The 22,614-nt window shown below is 68.5% G+C and carries 21 protein-coding genes; 12 read left to right on the top strand and 9 right to left on the bottom strand.

The features are described 5' to 3' along the window. The first annotated feature begins 47 nt into the window (after positions 1 to 47). Complete coding sequence (locus tag C8J26_RS00480) at positions 48 to 2,153, top strand: acetyl-CoA carboxylase biotin carboxylase subunit (protein ID WP_107956311.1); 2,106 nt, start codon at positions 48 to 50, stop codon at positions 2,151 to 2,153. A 347-nt stretch (positions 2,154 to 2,500) separates the two neighbouring features. Continuing rightward, positions 2,501 to 4,894: a DUF3772 domain-containing protein gene (locus C8J26_RS00475; RefSeq protein WP_167398752.1), complete on the top strand. Its 2,394-nt coding sequence runs from the start codon at positions 2,501 to 2,503 to the stop codon at positions 4,892 to 4,894. On the opposite strand, the gene C8J26_RS00470 is transcribed toward C8J26_RS00475, so the two are convergent. Continuing rightward, a complete protein-coding gene (locus tag C8J26_RS00470) occupies positions 4,891 to 5,922 on the bottom strand; it encodes a spore coat protein U domain-containing protein (RefSeq protein WP_107956309.1) in 1,032 nt (343 codons plus the stop codon). The genes C8J26_RS00475 and C8J26_RS00470 overlap by 4 nt on opposite strands. Positions 5,923 to 6,098: 176 nt before the next feature. Here C8J26_RS00470 and C8J26_RS00465 point away from each other — a divergent pair, with 176 nt between their 5' ends. Together C8J26_RS00465 and C8J26_RS00460 are read left to right on the top strand one after the other, a co-directional pair. Next, positions 6,099 to 7,421, top strand: coding sequence for a sugar porter family MFS transporter (locus C8J26_RS00465; RefSeq protein ID WP_107956308.1), 1,323 nt, complete (start codon positions 6,099 to 6,101; stop codon positions 7,419 to 7,421). A 74-nt stretch (positions 7,422 to 7,495) separates the two neighbouring features. Further along, complete coding sequence (locus C8J26_RS00460) at positions 7,496 to 10,162, top strand: porin family protein (RefSeq protein ID WP_107956307.1); 2,667 nt, start codon at positions 7,496 to 7,498, stop codon at positions 10,160 to 10,162. 3 nt (positions 10,163 to 10,165) lie between these two features. Here C8J26_RS00460 and C8J26_RS00455 read toward each other — a convergent pair whose 3' ends face one another. Both C8J26_RS00455 and C8J26_RS00450 read right to left on the bottom strand, forming a co-directional pair. Next, complete coding sequence (locus tag C8J26_RS00455) at positions 10,166 to 11,704, bottom strand: ABC transporter permease/substrate-binding protein (RefSeq protein WP_107956306.1); 1,539 nt, start codon at positions 11,702 to 11,704, stop codon at positions 10,166 to 10,168. Next, the gene (locus tag C8J26_RS00450) at positions 11,701 to 12,486 is read right to left on the bottom strand and encodes an ATP-binding cassette domain-containing protein (protein ID WP_244185093.1); all 786 of its coding nucleotides are present in this window, start codon (positions 12,484 to 12,486) and stop codon (positions 11,701 to 11,703) included. The genes C8J26_RS00455 and C8J26_RS00450 overlap by 4 nt, the downstream gene beginning before the upstream one ends. Before the next feature lie 28 nt (positions 12,487 to 12,514). Here C8J26_RS00450 and C8J26_RS00445 point away from each other — a divergent pair, with 28 nt between their 5' ends. Beyond that, entirely contained in the window at positions 12,515 to 13,309 is a 795-nt protein-coding gene (locus tag C8J26_RS00445) for an SDR family oxidoreductase (protein ID WP_107956305.1), read from the top strand. A 32-nt stretch (positions 13,310 to 13,341) separates the two neighbouring features. On the opposite strand, the gene C8J26_RS00440 is transcribed toward C8J26_RS00445, so the two are convergent. Beyond that, positions 13,342 to 13,638, bottom strand: coding sequence for a 4a-hydroxytetrahydrobiopterin dehydratase (locus tag C8J26_RS00440; protein WP_055881974.1), 297 nt, complete (start codon positions 13,636 to 13,638; stop codon positions 13,342 to 13,344). 48 nt (positions 13,639 to 13,686) lie between these two features. On the opposite strand from C8J26_RS00440, the gene C8J26_RS00435 reads away from it, so the two are divergent. From C8J26_RS00435 to C8J26_RS00425, 3 genes are read left to right on the top strand one after another with little or no spacing between them, the layout of a single operon-like run. Next, positions 13,687 to 14,109, top strand: a complete 423-nt coding sequence (locus C8J26_RS00435; RefSeq protein WP_425275385.1) for a metallopeptidase family protein — start codon at positions 13,687 to 13,689, stop codon at positions 14,107 to 14,109. After that, positions 14,106 to 14,678, top strand: coding sequence for a heme ABC exporter ATP-binding protein CcmA (gene ccmA / locus C8J26_RS00430; RefSeq protein WP_107956303.1), 573 nt, complete (start codon positions 14,106 to 14,108; stop codon positions 14,676 to 14,678). The genes C8J26_RS00435 and ccmA overlap by 4 nt, the downstream gene beginning before the upstream one ends. Beyond that, positions 14,675 to 15,316: a heme exporter protein CcmB gene (locus C8J26_RS00425; protein WP_107956302.1), complete on the top strand. Its 642-nt coding sequence runs from the start codon at positions 14,675 to 14,677 to the stop codon at positions 15,314 to 15,316. The genes ccmA and C8J26_RS00425 overlap by 4 nt, the downstream gene beginning before the upstream one ends. A gap of 68 nt (positions 15,317 to 15,384) precedes the next feature. On the opposite strand, the gene C8J26_RS21040 is transcribed toward C8J26_RS00425, so the two are convergent. Further along, positions 15,385 to 15,510, bottom strand: a complete 126-nt coding sequence (locus tag C8J26_RS21040) for a hypothetical protein (RefSeq protein WP_259466878.1) — start codon at positions 15,508 to 15,510, stop codon at positions 15,385 to 15,387. A gap of 66 nt (positions 15,511 to 15,576) precedes the next feature. Continuing rightward, entirely contained in the window at positions 15,577 to 15,990 is a 414-nt protein-coding gene (locus C8J26_RS00420; RefSeq protein WP_107956301.1) for a DUF1810 domain-containing protein, read from the bottom strand. An 80-nt stretch (positions 15,991 to 16,070) separates the two neighbouring features. Between C8J26_RS00420 and C8J26_RS00415 the strand changes: the two genes are divergently transcribed. The 3 genes from C8J26_RS00415 to C8J26_RS20300 are packed head-to-tail and all read left to right on the top strand — an operon-like array spanning position 16,071 to position 17,600. Beyond that, on the top strand, positions 16,071 to 16,580 hold the full coding sequence (locus C8J26_RS00415) for a hypothetical protein (RefSeq protein WP_107956300.1): 510 nt from the start codon (positions 16,071 to 16,073) through the stop codon (positions 16,578 to 16,580). 3 nt (positions 16,581 to 16,583) lie between these two features. Beyond that, complete coding sequence (locus tag C8J26_RS00410) at positions 16,584 to 17,216, top strand: YbhB/YbcL family Raf kinase inhibitor-like protein (protein ID WP_107956299.1); 633 nt, start codon at positions 16,584 to 16,586, stop codon at positions 17,214 to 17,216. A 36-nt stretch (positions 17,217 to 17,252) separates the two neighbouring features. Then, complete coding sequence (locus C8J26_RS20300) at positions 17,253 to 17,600, top strand: hypothetical protein (protein ID WP_167398751.1); 348 nt, start codon at positions 17,253 to 17,255, stop codon at positions 17,598 to 17,600. A 25-nt stretch (positions 17,601 to 17,625) separates the two neighbouring features. Here the strand turns inward: C8J26_RS20300 and C8J26_RS00405 are convergent, their stop codons facing one another. Both C8J26_RS00405 and C8J26_RS00400 read right to left on the bottom strand, forming a co-directional pair. After that, positions 17,626 to 18,681 carry a GGDEF domain-containing protein gene (locus C8J26_RS00405; protein ID WP_107956298.1) on the bottom strand — a complete coding sequence of 352 codons (1,056 nt, stop codon included), beginning with the start codon at positions 18,679 to 18,681 and terminating at the stop codon, positions 17,626 to 17,628. Positions 18,682 to 18,834: 153 nt separating this feature from the next. Continuing rightward, positions 18,835 to 19,371 carry a peroxiredoxin gene (locus C8J26_RS00400; protein WP_107956297.1) on the bottom strand — a complete coding sequence of 179 codons (537 nt, stop codon included), beginning with the start codon at positions 19,369 to 19,371 and terminating at the stop codon, positions 18,835 to 18,837. A 102-nt stretch (positions 19,372 to 19,473) separates the two neighbouring features. Here C8J26_RS00400 and C8J26_RS00395 point away from each other — a divergent pair, with 102 nt between their 5' ends. Beyond that, entirely contained in the window at positions 19,474 to 20,328 is an 855-nt protein-coding gene (locus C8J26_RS00395; RefSeq protein WP_107956296.1) for an inositol monophosphatase family protein, read from the top strand. A gap of 155 nt (positions 20,329 to 20,483) precedes the next feature. Here C8J26_RS00395 and C8J26_RS00390 read toward each other — a convergent pair whose 3' ends face one another. Further along, the gene (locus tag C8J26_RS00390; RefSeq protein WP_107956295.1) at positions 20,484 to 22,607 is read right to left on the bottom strand and encodes an AsmA family protein; all 2,124 of its coding nucleotides are present in this window, start codon (positions 22,605 to 22,607) and stop codon (positions 20,484 to 20,486) included. Positions 22,608 to 22,614: the final 7 nt, after the last annotated feature.

Raw genomic sequence — 22,614 nt, 5'->3', positions numbered from 1 at the left:
CCGCACCCGGGCCATGTCCGGGGAGACGGCACAGAGTAGGGCGAGAGATGTTCAAGAAAATCCTGGTCGCCAATCGCGGCGAGATCGCGTGTCGGGTCATGCGGACCGCCAAGGCGATGGGCATCAAGACCGTCGCGGTCTACTCCGATGCCGATTCGCGCAGCCCGCACGTCCTGATGGCGGATGAGGCGGTCCGGCTCGGGCCGGCACCCGCCGCCGACAGCTATCTCAAGGCCGAGCTGATCCTGCTCGCCGCCAAGGAGACCGGCGCGGACTGCATCCACCCCGGTTACGGCTTCCTGTCCGAGCGCGAGAGTTTCGCGCTGGCGTGCGCCGAGGCGGGCATCGCGTTCGTCGGGCCACCGCCGGCCGCGATCGCCGCGATGGGCGACAAGATCGAATCGAAGAAGCTCGCCAAGGCGGCGGGCGTCAACGTCGTGCCGGGCTATCTCGGCGAGATCGACAGCACCGATCACGCGGTCGAGATTGCGGGCGGCATCGGTTACCCGGTGATGATGAAGGCGTCGGCCGGCGGCGGCGGCAAGGGCATGCGCCTTGCCTATAGCGAGCAGGACGTCCGCGAGGGCTTCGAGGCGACCAAGCGCGAGGGCCTCGCGTCGTTCGGCGACGACCGCGTGTTCATCGAGAAGTTCATCGAAAGCCCGCGGCATATCGAGATCCAGCTGATCGGCGATCAGCACGGCAACATCGTCTATCTCAACGAGCGCGAATGCTCGATCCAGCGGCGGCACCAGAAGGTCGTCGAGGAGGCGCCATCGCCATTCGTCACCCCGAAGATGCGGAAAGCGATGGGCGAGCAGGCGGTCGCGCTGGCGCGCGCGGTCGGCTATTATTCCGCCGGGACGGTCGAGCTGATCGTGTCGGGCGCGGACACGACGGGAGAGGGGTTCTACTTCCTCGAGATGAACACGCGGCTTCAGGTCGAGCATCCCGTGACCGAGGAGATTACCGGGCTCGATCTGGTCGAACTGATGATCCGCGTCGCGGCGGGCGAGCCGCTCGGGTTCGGGCAGGACGAGGTCAAGCTCAACGGCTGGTCGATCGAGAACCGGGTGTATGCGGAGGATCCGTATCGCGGCTTCCTGCCGAGCATCGGGCGTTTGGTGCGGTATAACCCGCCCGAGACAAGCATTCCCCTCCCGCTTGCGGGAGGGGTTAGGGGAGGGCGTGACATACACGCCGACCACGACGCCGCCGGGTCGGCCCCTCCCCCGACCCCTCCCGCAAGCGGGAGGGGGGATGCGTATGTCCGCGTCGACGACGGCGTCCGCGAGGGCGGCGAGGTCAGCATGTTCTACGACCCGATGATCGCCAAGCTCATCACCTGGGCCCCCACCCGCGACGCCGCGATCGCCGCACAGATCGCCGCGCTCGACGCGTTCGAGCTCGAAGGGCCGGGCAACAACATCGATTTCCTCTCGGCGATCATGCAGCATCCGCGCTTCCAGTCGGGTGCGCTGACCACCGGGTTCATCGCCGAGGAATATCCCGACGGCTTCCACGGCGCCCCCGCCGATGCCGAGCTGCTCAAGACGCTCGCCGCCGTTGCCGCGTTCGCCGCGACTGCGGAGGCCGATCGCGCCCGCCGCATCGACGGCCAACTCGGCAAGCGCCTGCGCCCGCCCGCCGACTGGTCGGTGACGATCGACAAAATCGACCATGCGGTAAGCGTCTCGACCGACGGCATCGCGGTCGACGGCGAGGAGCTCGACCTGGCGCTAGAATACACGCCCGGCGACCGGATGGTGGTCGCCGACGGCCACGGCGTCGATGGCGACGAGCATCTCACGATCCGCATCGCCAAGGCGCGCGCGGGCTTCAAGCTCACCACCCGCGGCGCGAGCCATGTCGCGCGCGTGCTGCCGGCGCGCGTCGCCCCCTATACCGCGCACATGATCGAGAAGGTCGCGCCCGATCTGTCGAAGTTCCTGATCTGCCCGATGCCGGGGCTGCTCGTCCGGCTCGACGTCGCGGCGGGCGACAGGGTCGAGGCGGGGCAGCCGCTCGCGGTGGTCGAGGCGATGAAGATGGAGAACATCCTGCGCGCCGAGAAGACCGGCACGGTCAAGTCGGTCGCGGCGAAGACCGGCGACAGCCTCGCGGTCGATCAGGTGATCCTCGAACTCGACTGACCGCGCGCGACCGGGCCGGTTGGCCCGGCCTCGGCCAGCATGACGGGGGCGGCAAACTGTTTCCCCGCGAAGGCGGGGACCCAGTCTGGGCTCCCGCCTTCGCGGGAGAACAATGCGGGGCGTCTGTGTTTTGCGAACACCTTCCCACAGGTACACCACCCCGGCGAAGGCCGGGGCCCAAATGGTAAGGTCGTCGTAATGGCACGCGGACCTCGATCATGATTGGCCCCCAATTGGGCCCCGGCCTTCGCCGGGGTGGCGTCTATCGGGGGGAGCGACGGGCATACCGACCCGGTGATTCCGCCGCCCCCTCCCGTTTACCCGGCCATCGCTGTACAGCGCCGCGGATGACACTCCTCCGTTACCTCGCCGCGCTGCTCCTGGCGGTGGCCGCGATCACCGCGCTCCCCGCCGCCGCACAGGACGAGGCGAAGGTCGCGACCGTCGCCGCCGGTCTCACCCAGGCGTCGGCCGAGCTCCAGGCGATCGACGACGCCACCCCCGCGGCGCGCGACGACAAGGCGCGGCAGGCGTTGCGCGACCGGGCGCAGGCGGTGCAGACCACCGCCGCCGACGCGGTGCGCACGCTCACGCCCGAGATGGCGTTGGTCCAGGCGCGCGTCACCGAGCTCGGCACCGCGACCCCCGGCGTCGTCGAGGCCCCCGAGATCCGCGCGCAACGCAAGCTCCTCGCGCAAAGCCAGTCGGCGATCGACTCGGCGATCAAGCGCGCGCGGCTGATCGGGATCGAGGCCAAGCAGCAGATCGACGATATCGGCGCGGCCGAGGCGGAGGAACTCGGCCAGCAACTGTCCGAGAACACCGGCTCGCCGCTGTCGCCGACGTTGTGGGCGGCGATCGTCGATCACCTGCCCCGCGATACCGCGCGGCTCAAGCGGTTCGCCACGACCGAGTTTCGCCAGTTCGCGGCGCGGTTCGATACGCGCACGGGCACCGGCCTGCTGGTCGGGCTGCTCGCCGCGCTCGTCCTGCTCATACCGCTGCGGCGCTGGCTGCACGGCGTCGGGCGTCGCTATGCGGCCAATCACACGCCGGGCGGTCGGCTGCGGCGCTCGGCCTATGCACTGTGGCTGGTCGTGATTGGCACCGCGCTGCCGGGGCTCGCCGCCTGGGCAGTCGTTGCGTCGCTGCGCTGGGGCGGGCTCGTCTCGCCCGCGTTCAGCCGGTTCGGTGCGATCTTCGTCGGGATTTCGTGGTTTGCAGCCTTCGTCTCGTCGCTTGGCGGCGCGCTGCTGCTGCGGACCCAGCCGACGTGGCGGTTGCTGCCGATCGGCGATGCCGCCGCGTACGCGCTCAGGCCGTATAGCTGGATGGCGGCCGCGCTGATCTTCGTCGGCCAGCTGCTGATCGCGACCAACCTGCTCATCGGCGTCAGCGCGCCGGCGTCGAGTGCGGCCAACGCGGTCGTCGCGCTGCTGCACATCGTCCTGCTCGGCGCGATCCTGGTGACGCTCGGGCGGCTGCGCGCCGCCGCGCTGCCCGATCCGGCCAAGCCCGCGCGCAACACGCTGCTCGCGATCGTCGCGACTTTGGTCTGGCTGGTGCTGATCGCGGCGCTCGTCGCGGGGCTGATCGGCTATGTGAACTTTGCACTCAAGGTTGCGACGTGGCTGGTCTGGGGCGCGATCGTCGGGGCGAGCCTGTACCTGATGATGACCTTCACCGAAGACGCCTGCCGGACGCTGTTGTCGAGTGGCAACCGGCTCGGCCGCTCGGCGAACAGCGGTTTCGGGGTCGACAACAAGACGGTCGACCAGATCGGCGTGCTGCTGTCGGCCGTATTGCGGCTGTTGCTGATCATGCTGGCGGTGGGCGCGGTGATGGCCCCGTTCGGCGCGGGAGTCGGGTCGGCGTTCGAGCTGTTCGGGACGGTCGCGAACGGAGTCACGATCGGCCAGATCACCATCTCGCCAGGGGCGGTGCTGCGCTCCATCGCGGTGCTGTTCGTCGCGCTGGCGATCATGCGCGGGCTGCAGCATTGGCTGGTGAACAGCTACCTGCCGACCACGTCGATGGATGCCGGCGCGCAGAATTCGGTGACGATGGTCGCGCGCTATGCGGGGATCATCGCCGCGGTGCTGTGGGCGCTGGGCGCGCTCGGCATCGGCATGGAGAAGCTCGCTGTCGTGCTCGGCGCGCTGTCGGTCGGGATCGGCTTCGGCCTCCAGGCGATCACGCAGAACTTCGTCTCAGGCCTGATCCTGCTCGCCGAACGCCCGGTCAAGATCGGCGACCTCGTCCGCATCGGCAACATGGAGGGCGACGTGAAACGGATCAACGTCCGCTCGACCGAGATCCAGGTCGCGGACCGATCGACGCTGATCGTGCCCAATTCCGAGCTGATCACAAAGACGATCCAGAACATGACGCTGGCCGCGCCGCTGGGCCGGATCCAGCTGCAATTCTCGGTTCCGCTCGAGGAGGATCTCGATGCCGTGCGCACCATGTTGTTCGCCGCGTTTGCCGAGAAGCACGAGGTGCTCGACGACCCGGAGGCGAAGGTGTTCATCGATTCGATCGACGCCGGCCGCGCCAAGTTCAACTGCTTCGCTTATGTGGCGAGCCCGCGCGATGCCTATCCGATCCGCAGCGAATTGCTGTTCACGCTGCTCCGCCAGTTTCGCGAGGCGGGGATCGAGGTCGGATCGACCGCGACCAAGATGGAGCTGGTCGGGTCGTTCGCGCCGACCCCGCAGCCCGGGGACGATAATTCCGGCTAGAACAGCGCGTAGGGCAATGACACGCTGAAGCTCGATCCCGCCGCCATCGTGCCACGCGGGCGGACGCGGACGTTGGTGACGGCCTTCGGCGCGGTCGTCGGATCGTAGGTCCAGGTGGCGCCGTTGTCCGACGAGAAATCGACGTCGTCGGTCGTGCTTCCCGGCGCGGTGTAGGTGGCGCCGAGCGACGACGCGGGCGATCCTTCCGTGGGGACGAGATACGCGGTTGAGGCGGTCCCGTCGCCGTCGAGCGCAACCGTGGCGCGAGCCGGTGTCGGCAGCACGACGGCGACCGAATTGGCGTCGACTGCGACGATATCGGTGTTGGTGAGCGTGATTGTCGTCCGCTGTCTGCTGCCGGGAATCGCGCGCGGATTATTGGTGGTCGAGATCGGATCATAGGTCGTGCGGGTGGTGATCACGACTCCGACCGGCCTCGCCGAGACGACCATCGTCACGTCGACCCTCGCCGGGGTGACGCCACTGCTCTGGTCGAGCGTACCGGCACAGACGCCCAGCGCGCCGAGCAACGAGCAGAATCGCCACTCCCAACCGATCGTGAAGCTGCCCGTATAGGTCCCCGGTTTGACCGCCGTCAGCGACGACGGGCGGACATAGACCTGGACGTTGCGCGCCGCTCCGCCCAGCAATCCGAGCAGGTTGATGACCCCGCCGTTCATGTAGACGAACGGTGTGCCAGGCGTGAACGGATATGCGCCCGCGCTGTCCGCGGCGATCACATAGCGTGCGGTGACGGTGTCCGCAGCGTTGGTCGAGGTCAGCTTGAACCCGTCCGCGCTGGTCACCGTCGCGCGCAGGAAATTGCCCGTCAGCAGCGATATCACCGTTCCCGGGCAGTCGAAGCCGCCCGGTACCGCACCGTATGGCGGCGCACCATTGACCAGCGCCGGGGGCGAATAGGTGCCGAGCGCGGTCGGGCCGGTATTGGTGACCGCGCAGGCTGCCCATGCCGAGGACGGCGCGCAGGCAAGGAGGGCGAGGAACAGTTTCGGCAGTCCGGTCGTCAACGCTTCGCCCCCTCGATTTAGGTCTGCGCGAGCTTGGCCGGCATTCGTTAATGCGCTTTGAAGAACCGGATTCGGGTGTTTGCGCACGCCGAAATGGTCTGCGATGGCCTTGTCCGCCGCGTTGAACTGTTCGAAACAGCAAGGATGACGTTCCCCCACTCCGAAATCTGCCGCGCATGAGTGCGCACGCCGAAACGCCACGCGCCAGCAATGTCCTGATCGCCAGCGTCGTCACCGCGGCACTCGCCGGGCTGTTGTTCGGCTTCGACACCGCGGTGATCGCGGGCGTCACCGGTGCGCTGAAGGCGAAGTTCGCGCTCAGCGAGGCGTGGCTCGGCTTCACCGTGTCCTCGGCGCTCTGGGGGACGCTGATCGGCGCGCTGTTCGTCGGCATGCCCGGCGATCGCTATGGCAGCCGCAACGTCCTGCGGATGCTCGCCTTCCTGTACGTCGTCACCGCGCTGGGCTGTGCGCTGGCGTGGAACTGGCACAGCTTCATCGGCTTCCGCTTCATCAACGGCATCGCGATCGGCGGATCGTCTGTGCTGGCGCCGGCCTATATCGCCGAGCTCGCGCCGCCGGCGCAGCGCGGCAAGATGGTCGGCGGGTTCCAGTTCGCGGTCATACTCGGCATCCTGCTCGCCTATGTCTCGAACGCGATCATCGGGTCGCTCGGGCTCGGCGATGTCGAGTGGCGGTGGAAGCTGGGGATCGTCGCGCTGCCGTCGCTGGTGTTCTTCGCGCTGCTGTTCCGCATCCCCAATTCGCCGCGCTGGCTGCTTGCCAAGCGGCGCGATGCGGAGGCGAGGGGCGTGCTGGCAATGGTCGGGATGAGCGCCGACATCGCGCGCCGCGAACTCGACGCGCCCAAGGGCGACGCCACGCTCTCCTGGACGCGGCATCGCAAGCCGATCACGCTCGCCTTCCTGGTCGCGATGTTCAACCAGTTTAGCGGCATCAACGCGTTCCTCTATTACCTCAACGACATCTTCAAGGCGTCGGGGGGCAGCCTGTCCCCCGACCTGCAGGCGGTGATGATCGGTGTCGCCAACATGGTGTTCACGCTGCTGGGCATGCTGCTGATCGACCGGATCGGGCGGCGGACGCTGTTGCTGTGGGGTTCGGCGGGCATGACCGCGGCGCTCACCGTCGGCGGGCTCGCGTTGCTGGGCGTGCTGCCGAGCTGGCTGCTGCTGCCCTCGCTGATCGTGTTCATCATGTTCTTCGCCCCCGGCTCGGGCGCGGTGATCTGGGTGTATATCTCGGAGGTGTTCCCGCAGAGCGTCCGCGCGCGCGGATCGAGCATCGGGTCGTCGAGCCATTGGGGCTGGAACGCGGTGATCGCGCAGGCCTTCCCGATCGTGGCGGCGTGGTCGGCGGGGGTGCCGTTCCTGGTCTTCGCCGCGATGATGGCGGTGCAGTTCGTGACGGTGCTGTTCTACTTCCCCGAGACCAAGGGCGTACCGCTGGAGGATATGGACGCGCATCTGGCACGGTGAACCGGCATAATCCTGCGACAATTGCCGCTTAGTCGAGCAGCTTGGTCGACGGCGATCATCGGGAATTGACGGTTATGCGTACACTGGGTCTGGTTCTGGCGGTAAGCGTGCCCGCAATGGCGGCGGCGCAACAGGCGCCCTCGACGCCTGCCACGGCAGCGCCCGCGGCGCAGGCTGCGGAGCCGGACGAGGCCGCCGAGTCCGAGGACATCGTCGTCACCGGATCGCGCAAGCTGCCGGGGTCGGTGATCGGCGACATTCCGCCCGACCAGAGCCTCGGCCAGGCCGAGATCCGCTCCTACGGCGTCAGCTCGATCTCCGACCTGCTGAGCGAACTCAGCCCGCAGACCACCAGTGGGCGCGGCAGCGGCGGCGCGCCGGTGGTGCTGCTCAACGGCCGCCGGATCTCCAGCTTCAGCGAGATCCGCGACATCCCGACCGAGGCGATCCAGCGCGTCGAGATCCTGCCCGAGGAGGTCGCGCTCAAATACGGCTATCGCGCCGACCAGAAGGTCGTGAACTTCGTCCTGCGCCGCCGCTTTCGCGCGGTCACCGCCGAGGCGGTCGACACGGTACCGACCGAGGGTGGCACCAACGCCCCGAACGCCAAGCTCGATCTGCTCACCATCGCCCGCGATCGCCGCGTGAACCTGCACGTCGAATATAGCGCGGCGTCGGCGCTGACCGAGGCCGAGCGCGACATCGATGCAACGACGCCGACCGCGCAGAGCCCGCGCGGCGCGGACAATGCGATCGTCGATCAGCGCCCGTTCCGCAGCCTCCAGGCGGCGACCAGCACCTTCACCGCGAACAGCGTCTATGCGCGCAACATCTTCGGCAACATCGGCGCGACGATCAACGGACGGATCGAATCGACCGACAGCCGCAGCCTCAACGGCCTGCCCAGCGCCACGCTGACGCTGGCGGACGGCAGCACCGTGAACCGCGCGCTCAACGACGACGGCTTCCTGCCGCTCGCGCAGCGCGTGTCGTCGATCGCCGCGCATCTCGGCACCACGCTGAACGGCGATATCGGCACGTGGCGCTGGAACGTCACCGGCAATTACGACCGCAGCGACACGCAGACCTTCACCGATACCGGCGTCGACGCGACCGCCTTCCAGGCGCGCCTGACCGCGGGCGATCCGACCGCCAGTCCGTTCAACCGCCTCACCGCCAGCGATATCGGCGCCGCCCCCGGCAACCGCGCCTATGCCTCGCAGAGCACCGGCGGGCTCGACGCCGTGGCGAACGGCAACCTGTTCAACCTGCCTGCAGGCGCGATCTCGACGACGCTGAAGCTGGGGGCGGAAACCGCCGATTTCAGCAGCCGCTCGTACAGCTCCAGCCTGTTGCAGGACGGGCAGACTCAGGTCGGACAGACCGAGCGGCGCGGCGCGGTGTCGCGCGATACGCTCAGCAGCCAGGTCAATGTCGACGTGCCGCTGACCAGCCGGTCGAAGGACGTCCTCCCGTTCCTCGGCACGCTGTCGGCCAACTTCAACCTGGCGCAGGATCATCTGTCGGATTTCGGCACGCTGACCACGCTCGGCTATGGCGCGAACTGGTCGCCGATCGAGGGCGTGCGCGTGATCGCCTCGGTGACCGACACCGACGAGGCGCCGACCGCGCAGCAGCTCGGCAACCCGTCGATCACCACGCCCAACGTCCGCGTGTTCGATTATGTGCGCGGCACCACCGCGACGGTCACGACGATCAGCGGCGGCAATGCCGGGCTCGTCGCGGACAACAACCACGTCAAGAAGGTCGGGGTGACGCTCAAGCCGTGGAGCGCCAGGGACCTTTCGATCACCGCCAACTATGTCGAGAGTCGCGTCGATAACCCGATCGCCGCCTTCCCGGCGGCGACTGCCGCGATCGAATCGGCGTTTCCGGATCGCTTCGTCCGCGATGGCGCGGGCACCCTCGTGCAGGTCGACCGTCGCCCGATCAATTTCGCGCGCAGCGACCGCTCCGAACTCCGCTGGGGGATCAACTTCTCCGCACCGCTCAAGTCGAAGATCCAGCGCGAATTGGAGGCGTATCGCGCCGGCACCGGCCCCAATCCATTCGAGGGGATGCAGCCCCCCGGCGGCTTCCGCCGTCCCGACGGCGCGGGCGGCGATGGTCCGCGTGGCGGACCCGGTGCTGGCCCAGGTGGTGGCCGAGACGGTGGTCCGGGTGGCGGCGGCGGCGGCGGTCGTGGCGGCGGCGGTGGCGGCCGCGGCTTCGGCGGTCGTGGCGGGCAGACCGGCGGGCGCGTCCAGTTCGCGGTCTATCACACCTGGCACTTTACCGACCGCGTGCTCGTCGCGAACGGCGGTCCGAGCCTCAACCTGCTCGATGGCGACGCGATCGGCAGCAGCGGCGGCCAGTCGCGGCACGAACTGGAGGCGCAGGCGGGCTATACCAACAACGGTCTCGGCGCGCGCATCTCCGCCAATTATGCGACGGGCACGCGCGTCAACGGTGGTACGATCGCTGCACCCGAGACGCTCAACTTCGGCGGCCTCGCGACCGCCAATGCGCGCCTGTTCGCCGATCTCGGCCAGCGGCTCGAATGGGTGAAGGCGCACCCGTGGCTGCGCGGGATGCGGATCAGCCTGTCGGTCGACAACGTCTTCAACACGCGGCAGCGCGTGACCGACGCGACGGGCGCGACGCCCAACACCTATCAGCCGGACTATCTCGACCCGCTGGGCCGCACCGTCCGGCTCAGCGTCCGCAAGCTGTTCTTCTAGCGCCTAGAGCCCGACCTTCGCCGCCAGCCACCGCGCGGCGGCCTCGGGCGTCTGCTTGTCCGCGTCGCGGTCGACCTGATAGTTCGCCGCGCGCATCGCCTCGACGGGAATCCGCCCGACCAGCGGCGTCAGCGCGGCGCGGAACATTGCGTCCTTTGCGCGCGACGGCGCCACCATCAGGATCGCGTCATAGCCCGGGATCGCGTGGCGCGGGTCGGTCAGCACGGTCAGCGAATCCGCCGCGATCCGTCCGTCTGACGAGAAGGCGGAGATCACGTCGACATTGCCGCTTTCCAGCGCGCGATACATGAAGGTCGGGCTGTACGGCGTGGTCTTGGCGAACCGCAACGGATAGGCGCGCTTCACCGCCGCCCATTCGGGGCGCTCGAGAAATTCGAGATCGCTGCCGAGCGTCATCTGCGGTGCCACCCTGACCAGATCGTCGAGGCTCGCGATCCGCTTGGCGCGCGCGTCGGCGCCCTTCATCGCGAACGCATACGCATTCTCGAAGCCGAGCGAGCCGATCAGCCCGACGCCGTGTTCGCGCGCCGCCCAATCGGCGATCGCCGCGACCATCGCGCGATGCTCGGGCACGTCGCGGCGCTTCATCTCGTTGGCCCAGATTGTCCCGGCATAATCGACATACACGTCGATATCCCCGCCCGAGAGCGCCCCGAACACCACCGCCGAGCCCAGCCCGTCGCGATACTCGACGGTATAGCCCGCCCGTTCGAGCCGATCGCCGATCAGCCGCGCGAGGATATATTGCTCGGAAAAGTTCTTTGCGCCGACCACGACCGTCCGATCGCCGCCGCTCTTCGGCCACAGCGGCAGCGTCGCTATCGCCGTGCCCGCGACCAGCACCACCGCGCTCGCGATCCACAGCCAGCGGCGACGTGCGCGGATGCCATATTCGATGCCGCCGATCAGCGCATCGACCGCCAGCGCGAGCGCCGCCGCCGAAAGGCAGCCCGCCAGCACCAGTGCCCAGTTCTGCGTCTGCAACCCGGCGAAGATCATGTCGCCCAGGCTCGGCTGGCCGACCGTCGTCGACAGCGTCGCCGCGCCGATCGTCCACACCGCGGCGGTGCGGATGCCAGCGATCAGCACGGGGGCGACCAGCGGCGCTTCGACCAGTCGCAGCTTCTGCGCGGGCGTCATCCCGACCGCATCCGCTGCCTGGATCACCGCCGGGTCGATGCCGTGCAGCCCCGCCACCGCGTTGCGGATGATCGGCAGCAGCGCATACAGCGTGAGAGCGATCAGCGACGGCAGGAAGCCGAGCGCGGGTATCCCGCCGCCGACCAGCGCGGACAGGCTGAGCAGCACGGGGTAGAACAGAGCGAGCAGCGCGAGGCTCGGGACCGTCTGGACGAGGCTGGCAAAGCCGAGCGAGACGCGCGCCACGGTCGCGTTGCGCGCCGACCAGATGCCGAGCGGCAGGCTGATCGCGATGCCCAGCAGCAACGCCGATGCCGACAGCAGGACATGCGCGGCGAGCAACGGCGGTACGCGGCCGAGCGCGTCGACGAACGCGCTCATGCGACCAGCGCCTGCAGGCGTTCGGCCTGCGCGCGGGGGACCTGCACCAGCGCCTGCGCATCGCCGCCGCCCTTGCCCGCGACCAAATCCGCCGGGGTCGCGTCGGCGACGATCCGCCCCGTCTTCATCACCAGCACCCGGTCCGCCAGCAACAGCGCCTCCGCCATGTCGTGCGTGACGAGGATCGTGGTCAGCCCGAGCCGGTCGTGCAGCGCGCGGATCCGCGTGCCCAGCGCATCGCGCGTCACCGGATCGAGCGCGCCGAACGCCTCGTCGAGCAGCAGCAGCTTGGCGCCGGGCGCGAGCGCGCGTGCGATGCCGACGCGCTGGCGCTGGCCGCCCGAGAGCGCGTCGGGCATCCGGTCGGCGATCGCGCGCGGCAGGTCGACGAGATCGAGCAGCTCGGCGACCTTCGCCTCGTCGCTGCGCCCTGCGATCTTCAGGCCGATCGCGATGTTCTGCGCGATCGTCATGTGCGGGAACAGGCCGATATTCTGGAAGACATAGCCGATCCGGCGACGCAGCATCGGCGCGGGTTCGGCCGTGACGTCGGTACCGTCGATCGTGACGTGCCCCTCGCTCGGCTCGACGAGCCGGTTGAGCGTTTTCAGCAGCGTCGACTTGCCTGATCCCGACGTGCCCACCAGCGCGACGAAGCTGCCGCGGGCGATCTCCAGCGAGACCGAATCGACCGCGATCGTCGCCCCGTATCGCTTGGTGACGCGGTCGAAGGCGAGCGCTGGCAAATTGTCTGGCATGTTGCGGTAGGATGCGGGAAACATACCGGAAAATCAAATCAGGAGCGGCGCCATGACCCAGCAGAGCATTTTCATCACCGGCGGTGGGTCGGGGATCGGCCGCGCCACCGCGATCCTGTTCGCAAGCAAGGGCTGGCGGGTCGGGCTGGCCGACGTCAACGCGTGCGGGCTTGCGGAAACCACGGCGCTGCTGCCGGCGAGAATGGCGAGCGCCTACCAGATGGACGTCCGCGACCGCGAGGCCTGGGTGACGACGCTCGATGCGTTCGTCGCGACCACCGGTGGACGGCTCGACGTGCTGTTCAACAATGCGGGCATCGGCTCGGGCGGGCCGCTCGCGGAGACCGACTTCGCCGAGATCGACCGGGTGATCGCGATCAACCTGGTCGGCGTGCTCAATGGCGCGCGGATCGGCCATGCCTATCTCAAGCGGACGCCCGGATCGTGCCTGCTCAACACTGCCTCCGCCTCGGCGATCTACGGGTCGTCGGGCCTCGCGCCCTATTCGGCGACCAAGTTCGGCGTGCGCGCGCTCACCGAGGCGCTCGACGGCGAATGGGCGGCGGACGGCATCAAGGTGCGCTCGATCGTGCCGAGCTTCATCGACACGCCGCTGCTCGACACGGGCGCCGGCGGCAGCAACCGCTCGATCCGCGAGACGGTGACAGGGGCAGGGCTGGAGCTGACCGGGGTCGAGAAGGTCGCCGAGGCGGCATGGGCCGCGGTGCACGGCGACAAGGTCCATACGCTGGTCGGCAAGACCGCGCACCGCATGGCGTTCGCCGCGCGGTGGATGCCCGGCAGCTTGCGCAAGCGGATGCGGCGGACCCTGCGCGAGCCGCAGTAACGCCGCGCCGACGCCTCAGCGCAACGCGCGCGTCACGCGTCGCCGACGATCGCGTCGATCGCTTCGGCCATCTCGATGTCGCGCGGGGACAGGCCGCCGGCGTCGTGCGTGGTCAGCAGGATTTCCACCCGGTTCCACACGTTCTTCCATTCGGGATGATGGTTCGCGCGCTCGGCGATCAGCGCGACCTGAGTCATGAAACCGAACGCCTCGACGAAATCGGCGAACACGATCGTCCGCGTGATCGCGTCGCGCGCATCGTCATAATCCCACTCGTCGAGGCCATCGAGGGCCTCGGCCCGTTCCGTATCGTTCAGCGCTTCGATCATCGGGCTCTCCCTTGCCGCCTTGGTTCGCCAACGACTATGGCTGGCGGGATGAGCGGGCAAGCACCATTCCGGGGGGAAGCCCCCGATGCCGACGCGATCGAGGCCATCGCGCGGGCGACGATTGCCAGGCTGCCCGCGCAGTTCGCGCAGCATCTCGGCGACATCGTCTTCGCGGTCGAGGACTTTGCCGACGACGAGACGCTCGCCGCGCTCGGGCTCGAGCACCCGCTCGACCTCTCGGGCCTCTATCATGGCCGCCCGCTCGGCGAGAAATCGTCGATGGATTCAGGCGCGATGCCCGATCGCATCGTCCTCTACCGCCGGGCGATCCTGGAGGAATGGATCGACACCGGCGTCCGCATCGACGATCTCGTCGCGCATGTGACGATCCACGAGATCGGCCATCATTTCGGCCTCAGCGACGACGACATGCACGCGCTGGAGGACGATGTGGAAGATCCGGCGGCGTGAGCCTGGGCTTTCGCGACGTCGCATGCGTGCGGGGCGGACGGTTACTGTTCTCGCATGTGTCGTTCGATCTTGCCGCCGGTGATGCCGCGATCGTCACCGGCCCGAACGGGGTCGGAAAATCCAGCCTGATCCGGATCGCCGCCGGCCTGCTCGCGCCGTTCGAGGGGCGTGTCGCCTGCGACGGGGACAAGGCGCTGCTCACCGAAGCGGCAGCGCTCGACGCGGAGCGCCCGCTGGTCGCCGCGCTCCGCTTCTGGGCCAGCCTCGACCGCGCACCCGATCCGGACGCGCGCGTCGCCCGCGCGGTACGGGCGCTCGATCTCGATGCGCTGGCGGACATTCCCATTCGCCTGCTCTCGACCGGTCAACGCCGGCGCGCGTCGATCGCGCGCGTCGCGGCCAGCGAGGCGCCCGTCTGGCTGCTCGACGAACCCGCCAACGGGCTCGACTCAGTCTCTGTCGCCAGGCTGGAGGCGGTGATCGCGCGGCACCGTGCAGGCGGAGGCATCGCGCTGGTCGCCACCCACCTCCCGCTCGGGCTGCCGGGCGCGCAGGAGATCGCGCTGTGATCGCGCTCATCCGCCGCGATCTGCGACGCAGCGTGTCGAGCGGGGGCGCCACGCTGGTCGTCGCGTTCTTCCTGCTGGTGGCGACGCTGTTCCCGTTCGCGATCGGCCCCGATGCGGCGTTGCTCGCACGGATCGGCGGCGGCGTGATCTGGACCGCGGCGCTGCTTGCCGCGCTGCTGCCGGTCGAGCGGCTGGTCGGGCCGGACCTTGAGGCGGGGATCTTCGACCAGTTCGCGGTGCGCGGGCTGTCGATGGTGTCCGTCGCGATGGCCAAGACGATCGCGCATTGGCTCAGTTTCGGGCCGCCGCTGATGCTGGCCGCGATCCTCGCGGCGGGGCTGCTCAACCTGTCGGCGGAGACGCTGCTTCGGGTCGAGATCGGGTTGGCGATCGGCACGCCGGGATTGGCGGCGCTCGCGGTCGTCACCAGCGCGCTCGTCGCGGGCGTGCGGGGCGGTGGTGCGGTGACCGGGCTGGTGATGCTGCCGCTCGCGGTGCCGCTGCTCATCTTCGGCGCGGGGACGCTCGATGCGGCGGGCGGGGCCGGCGCGATCAAGCTGCTCGCGGCGGTCAGCCTCGTGCTGGTCGCAGGCGCGCCGTTCATCGCCGCGGCGGCGATCCGGGCGGCGCTAGACTAACTGGGGGGCGGCCTGCCCATCGCCTCTCCCATCCTTGGATGGGGGCAGGCGATGGGCGCGACGGACGCTCAGTTGAGCGTCGTCATCTCCACGGCCTTGCCCTTGGAGGTCGGGTTCGACGCGTTTGCCTTGGGCGCTTTTTCGGCCTTGGGCTTGCGGACTTCCTTGTTCGATTTCTTCTGGCTCTTGGCCATGACGACACCTCGTGAGGCGGGAGGCCTCGACCCGGTCCTACACCCTTATAGGGCGAGGCGCGCCTGTTATCGCAGCAGGCGCAATGTCGCCGCGTCCTCGACCCCGTCGAAGAACCGCGCGAGCGCCGCGCGGAACGGCGCCGGCCCTTCGGCGACCGCGGCGAACAGCGTCATCGACGAGCGCAGCTTCACCGCATCGATGCCCCCGAGAATCGCCTCTGCCGAGCCCTGCGCTGCGGTCACGACCTCCGTCGCCTCGATCAGCCGCGGCCCGAGCACCGGGTGCGCCAGATACGCCCGAGCCTCGTCCGCATCGGCGATCGCATAGGTCCGCGCCATCGCGCTCTGGCCAAGCCCTGCGATCTGCGGAAAGATGAACCACATCCAGTGGCTGCGTTTGGCGCCGGCGCGCAGTTCGGCGATCGCCTGGCGGTACACGCCGTCCTGCGCGGCGACGAAGCGGGTCAGGTCCTGCGACATGCCCGCGAGATGGTCGCGATCGCGCTCGACGCAACCCCTGGAAGCGCCGATGCGTTGATCGACGAAGAAGAGGATGGCGCATGAAGACGATGATGATGGTCGCGATGCTCGCCCTCCCGCTGCTGGGTGGTTGCGGGCAGAAGGACGATCCGACCGACACGTTGGCCGCGGGCAATTTCACGCCGCCGCAGACGCGCGCGCCGACGCCGCTCCCGGGGCAGGCGCAGACCACGCCGATCACCGCCTATGTCGGCAAATACCCGCATGACGCGGTCGGCGGGGTCGCGTTTTACGATCGCACCGATGTCGCCTCGGGGCTCGTGACGGCGGTCGGCGATGCCAAGCTGCGCGAGACGATCCGGGGTCGGTCGGGACCCGCCACACCGGTGTTCAGGATGGGCGAGCGAGTCGCCGCCTGGGGCTGCGAGGAGCATAATTGCGGCGATCACAACTGGACGGTGATCGTCGACAGCAAGGCGGCCAAGACCCAGGTCTGCTACCACGATGCCGCGACGATGGGCACGCGCAGCGACTGGTATGACGGCGCCGCCCCCGTACGCCGTGCCGAAACCTGCCCTTCGGAAGGATAGAAGATGCTCGAGCATATCCCGGCCTGGCTCGGCCACGCGATGAGCGGTCTGCGCGCGGGCGCCGACAAACTCGCGATCGCCCAGCTCGGTACCAGTTTCGAGACGCTCGACCTGAACAGCCCGGCGTTCGCGCACGAAGCCCGGATGCCACCGCGCTTCACCGCCGACGGCGAAGGCGTCTCACCACCGCTCGTCTGGAACGCACCGCCGGCCGGAACCGCGCATATGGTGCTGATCGTCGAGGATGCCGACGCGCCGACTCCGCAACCGCTCGTCCACGCGATCATATGGGGGCTCGACGCCGATGCAGGGCGCCTGCCCGAGGGTGCGATCGTCGCCGATGGCGCTGGTGACGCGGCGGGCGCCGAGTCCGCCGGGAGCGACGTCGGTCGTAATTCCTATCTGCGCGAAGGCTGGTTGCCGCCCGATCCGCCCAGTGGGCATGGCGAGCATCGCTACGCATTTCAGCTGTTTGCGGTCGATGCGGGCGCCGGCGCGGTCGGTGAGACCCCTGGACGCTCGGCGGTGATCGACGCCATAAGCGGGCATGTCCTGGCGGCGGGATTGTTGATCGGGACCTACTCGCGCGAGACCGAGGCGCCGGTCGGTCCGGTAGGCGTGACTGCGTCGGCGTAACCCGACGCGCTGACGTCAGACCAGCGCCGCGCCGCTATGCGTGACGATCAGCAGGATGGTGGTCGAGAAGGCGGCAAGCCCGATAAGGATGCTGCGACCCATGATGGCTCTCCTGTGAAACGGGATCAGGCGATCGGGATGATCGGCGTGGCGGAGGTGACAGCGATCGCGGCGAAGAGGACCGCGCCGACGAACGAGACGGCGATGCGCTGGGCGGCTTCGAAACGGAACGACATGGTGATTATCCTCGATTTTCAGGCTCCGGACCATCCGGTTGCCGATATCGAGGGATTTGCATGCGCCGTGCCAATTTCGGAACGCGCTGATTTACTTGATTTTTCCGTTATGCTCGACCGCCAACTGGTGAAATCCACCAGTAAATGATCGTAGATTCCACCAACTACCGGGATCAGCCCGCGCAAATCTGGTCGCGGCCATGCTCCTTGGCGGCATAAAGCAGGCGGTCTGCGCGCAGGAACGCAGCTTCGGCGGGTTCGGCGGCGTGGATCGCGGTAACGCCGGCCGAAAAGGTGATGGTCCCGAGCGGGGTATCGGTCTCGCGGTTGCGGAACCGCTTGGCCGCGACGACCGCGCGCACCGAATCGAGCAGCGCCGCCGCGTCGGACAGGCTCAGCCCGGCGAGCAGCACGGCGAATTCCTCACCGCCGTGGCGCACGACCAGATGCGGCGCGCATTCGGCCGCCATCGCCTGGCCGATCGCGGTCAGCACGCGGTCGCCGACGCTGTGGCCGTGGATGTCGTTGACGCGCTTGAACCGGTCGATGTCGCAGACCGCGAGGCAATAGGGCCCCGCCTTCGCATCGCGCGCGGCATAGGCCTCCTCGAACGCGCGCCTATTGGGCAGGCCCGTCAGCACGTCGCGCCGCGCCGTGTCGCGCGCCTCCGCCAGTTTCGAGCGCAGCGCATCGGTTTCGGCGGTGGCCAGCGCCAGCCGGACCTCGCTGTCGTGGATCCTGGCGATCATCGAGCTCGTGATTCGCGTGATCTCGTCCAGCTCGGCGAGCTGCGTGAGCGCCGCCGCGCTCTTTGCCAGGTCATGCCCGAAATCCTCGGTCTCGGCCTGGATCGTCCGGACGATCTGCGCGAACCCGTCGACCTGTTGCTGGGTCTCGATCACCAGCGCGATCGCCGAATCGGTCCGGTCGGCAAGGCTGGGTCCGGCGGTATCCGCAGCCGACCGCGCAAGGGCAGGGGGCGGCCCCTCGACCACCCGGCCGCCGAGCCGTTCGATATCCTGCCTGGTCAATCGCAGGTCGAGATCGGTATGCTCCCGTACCGCCTTTGCAAGCTCGCTATCGGGTGCCGACAGGACGGCGAAGGCGAACGCATAATGCGCCGGATCGGGGCTCAGTTTCTGCTCGTCGAGAAACCGGCCGATCCGTTGGAACAGCGAGGCGTCCTGCAATGACCCGGCCATCGGTCTGGCCGCCTGTACGTCGCGCATTACGTCCCCCGCCTTTCCAGATCGCCCGATACACCCGAAAGCGTTAGGATTACGTCACCAAACCGGCAAGTATTTGCCGGTTTGGTTGTAATTGCCCGGTCATTACCAGCACATGCCGGACAGGCGGGCATTCCGAGAGAGCGACGCTGCCGCTTACTTGCCCGTCAGTTTCTCGACCGCGGCGAGCGTCGACGACACGTGCGCGGCGGGGTTCATCTCGTCGTGCACGAATGCGATCCGGCCGGTCTTGGCGATGACGTAGCTGGTGCGCTTGGTCACGTCGCGACCCGCAATCTGCTGGCCGAGCGCGACGTCATAGCCCTTGACCACATTGGGGCCTGCGCTGGCGACCGCGAACTTGCCCGCGCACTTCTCCGCGGAGAACTTGCTGAGCGTCTCGACATTGTCCGCCGACATGCCGATCACCGTCGCGCCAGCCTTGGTGAAGGCGGGAATCGCCTCGGCAAACGCGTGCGCCTCGGCGTTGCAGCCGCCGGTATAGGCCGCGGGGAAGAAGTAGAGCACGACCGGGCCCTTCTTCAGCTGGTCGGCGAGGTGCACCGTGAACACCTTGCCGGCGATCGCGCCGCGCGTGGTGAAGTCGGGCGCCTTGGCGCCGGGGGCGAGCGCCGCGAACGCCGGCGTTGCGGCGAGAAGAGCGGCGGTGGCGAGGGTCGAGACGAGGCGCATGGACGATACTCCGGTTGGATTGCAACGGCCTACGCCGCCGCGGACGATCCGTCCATTGCTCGCGCCATTGCTCCTGATGCCGGTCGCCGATAGGCAGGGACAATGCCAGTGACCCAAGCCGATATCGATCTCGCGCACCGCCTCGCGGATGCCGCGGGCCACGTCATCCGACCCTATTTCCGCCACGAGCACGGCGTCGAGATCAAGGACGACCAGTCCCCCGTCACGCGCGCCGACCGCGAAGCCGAAGCCGCGATGCGCCGGCTGCTCGATGCCGAGCGCTCGGGTGACGGCATCATCGGCGAGGAATATGGCGAGAAGGCTGGCGTCACCAACCGCAAATGGGTGCTCGACCCGATCGACGGCACGCGCAGCTTCACCGTCGGCCGCGCGATCTTCGGGACGCTGATCGCGCTGGTCGAGGACGGCTGGCCGGTGCTCGGGATCATCGACCAGCCGATCCAGCGCGAACGCTGGGTCGGCGTCGCGGGCCGTCCGACGACGCTCAACGGCGTGCCCGTGCGGACGCGGATGTGCCGCGAACTGACGGGCGCGACGATCGCCACCACCAGCCCGCACCTGTTCGACGAGGTCGACGTCGCGCCGTACCTCGCGCTGGTCGCGGCGATCTCGGGCGGCAATCCGCGCCAGGGCCCGGTCTATGGCGGCGACTGCTATAATTACGGGCTGCTCGCGAGCGGGCATCTCGACGTCGTGTGCGAGTCGGGTCTCAAGATCTACGACTTCGCCGCGCTGGTGCCGGTGGTCGAAGGGGCAGGCGGCATGATGTGCGACTGGAACGGCGACCCGCTGACCGCCGACAGCGAAGGCCATGTGCTCGCGATCGGCGACCCGGCGCGGCTCGACGACGTGCTCGAGGCGATGCACCGGCAGCAGGACGGGCATGACCACGGGGCCGACCACGAAGGACACGGGCACGAAGGACACGGGCACTAACTCCCCCCCTTCCGTCATCCCGGCGAACGCCGGGACCCACGGACACGCAGCGCCCGCTAACGGTCCAAACCGCAACCATGGGCCTCGGCGTTCGCCGGGGTAACGGGGGTGGTAGAGCAAACCCCGTCGATCGCCCCGCGAGCCTCGCGCATAATTCAGAAGATCCCGAGGAACTTCTTCTTCTGCGCTTTCCCCTCGGCAGTGGACGGCTTCCCATCCTCGGCCTTGGCGGTGGTGCCGTGTCCCACGTCGTCGCGCGGCTGGCCCTTGGTCGTCCGCTGCGCCTGCGCGGTCGCCCCCGCCAGCACCGGGCCGCAGGCGGTCGACTTCGCATCGCCGACATCGACGAACGCCAGGATCCCCGCCACCGGCGTCGCCACCAGCGCGAGCCCGAGCCCGGTCCCTACCCGCGCCAGCAGATCCTTCGAGATCACGTTGAGCTGCGGTGCGGCGAACATGCCGCCCACTCCCACCGGCGACTGGCCCGCGAACAGGCTGAACTTCTTCGAATCGGCGCGGAAGGCCAGGTCGACCGCCTCGTTGCGGAAGCTGAACCCGCCGCGCCCGACGATCACGTTCTTGCGCGTGTCGATCAGGATCGGATCCGCCGCCGCGACGCCGCCGCGCACGGTAAAGCCGATCAGCCCGCAATTCACCTGCACCGGCTCCTTGAGCTTCCCCTGGAACATCCGCTGCGCAAACGTGCCGATGTCTAGCTCGGCGAGCTGGACGTTGCGCACCGACAGCGCGCCCGACGGCATCACGAACGCGATCCGCCCGCGCGACGACGCCAGCGACTCGTGGATCGAATCGCCGCGCCCCTTCAGCTCGATCCGCCCCTTGATCGTTCCCGTCGTCCCCGCCTCGGCAAGGCCATAGCCCTTGAGCAACCGCCCCAGCGGCGTCGGCGCGAGGCGGATGTCGTAGGACACCGCGCTCGGCCGCGACCGCGTGTCGAAGACCACGTCGGAGGCGACGTTGCCGCGCGCCATCGCGAACGTCAGCGGCGACAGCGCAAGCCGCCCGCGCTCGAGATCGAGGGTCAGGTCGACGTTCGAGATCGGGATGTTCTTCGACCGGACCACGCCGATCGTCCATTTCAGGTCGGCATCGAAGATCTGCATCGTCTCGATCGGGAGATTTGCATTGGGCAGCAGGCGCTGGGCGCCCGCACCCGTCGCCGCGGCGGCGGCCACCGCGCCCTTCGATTCGACGATGTCCGGATTATAGCCGATGAACGGCGCGGCATCGACGATGTCGAGGCTCTTGGTCGCCAGCACCGAATCGAGGTGGATCCGCTCGCCATTGGTGATGGTCAGCGTGCCCGCCAGATCGGTCTTGCCCGCGATCCCGGTGATCCGCGTGAAGCGGTATTCGTCGCCCTGCTTCACGAGCTGCCCGCGCAGCCGATAGGTCCGCGTGTTCGGGATCGCGACGTCGATCACGCCGAGCAGCGTCGACAGATTGGCGCCGCGTGCGGTTACCGCGAGCGGGACGTTCTCGATATCGGCGATACTGGGCAGCGTGCCCGCGACGTCGATCACGTTGCCCGCCGCGCGCATCCGCGCGACCAGCTTGTTCTGCCCCCGATTGGCGGTCGCGTCGGGCGACAGCAGCTGCGCCGTCACCGTGAACGGCGTCTCGCGCAGCCGGCCGGTGCCTTTGAGGCCGACCGCGCGCCCGATCGTCGCATCGACCGAGCGGATGTCCGCGACTTCGAGGTTGGCCAGCACGCGCATCCGCGGATCGAGATAGCGCACCGTCGTGCCCGTCACCGTCGCCACGTCGATCCGCGGAAATTCGAGCGGCTTGCCGCCCTTCTTCTCGCTGAACGTCCAGGTGTTGGCGGTATGCGCGGCATTCCACTCCAGATCGACCGCGCCGTTGACGAGATCGAGCCAGTACAGCCGACGTTTGCCGAAGAGCAGCGACAAGGGCGCGATCCGCGTGTCGAGCTTGTCCGCCTTGAACAGGTTGGGCCTGCTCGCCCAGTCGGGGTTCGAAAGCGTGAAGCGCTCGGCGTAGAACTTGATTCGGAACGGCGCGAAATAGAGCTGGAAATCGCCGCCGACCGTCACCGTGCGGTGCGTCATCGACCCGACGATCCGCTCGAACGGATGCTTCAGGAAGCGGCCCTTGGTGATGTAGAGCACCAGCCAGATCGCGGCGATCACCGCGACGATCCCGATCAGAATGTTGCGGGCGATCCGCCGCTTGCGCCTCGTCTGCGCCGCGGCGGGCGGGGGGGCGTCGATCGGCTGCGTCGGGCTGGCGTCCATGGAAAGC

This window comes from Sphingomonas aurantiaca (genome assembly GCF_003050705.1).
Taxonomy (GTDB): domain Bacteria; phylum Pseudomonadota; class Alphaproteobacteria; order Sphingomonadales; family Sphingomonadaceae; genus Sphingomonas; species Sphingomonas aurantiaca.
This window is presented reverse-complemented; position numbering and strand designations above follow the sequence as displayed.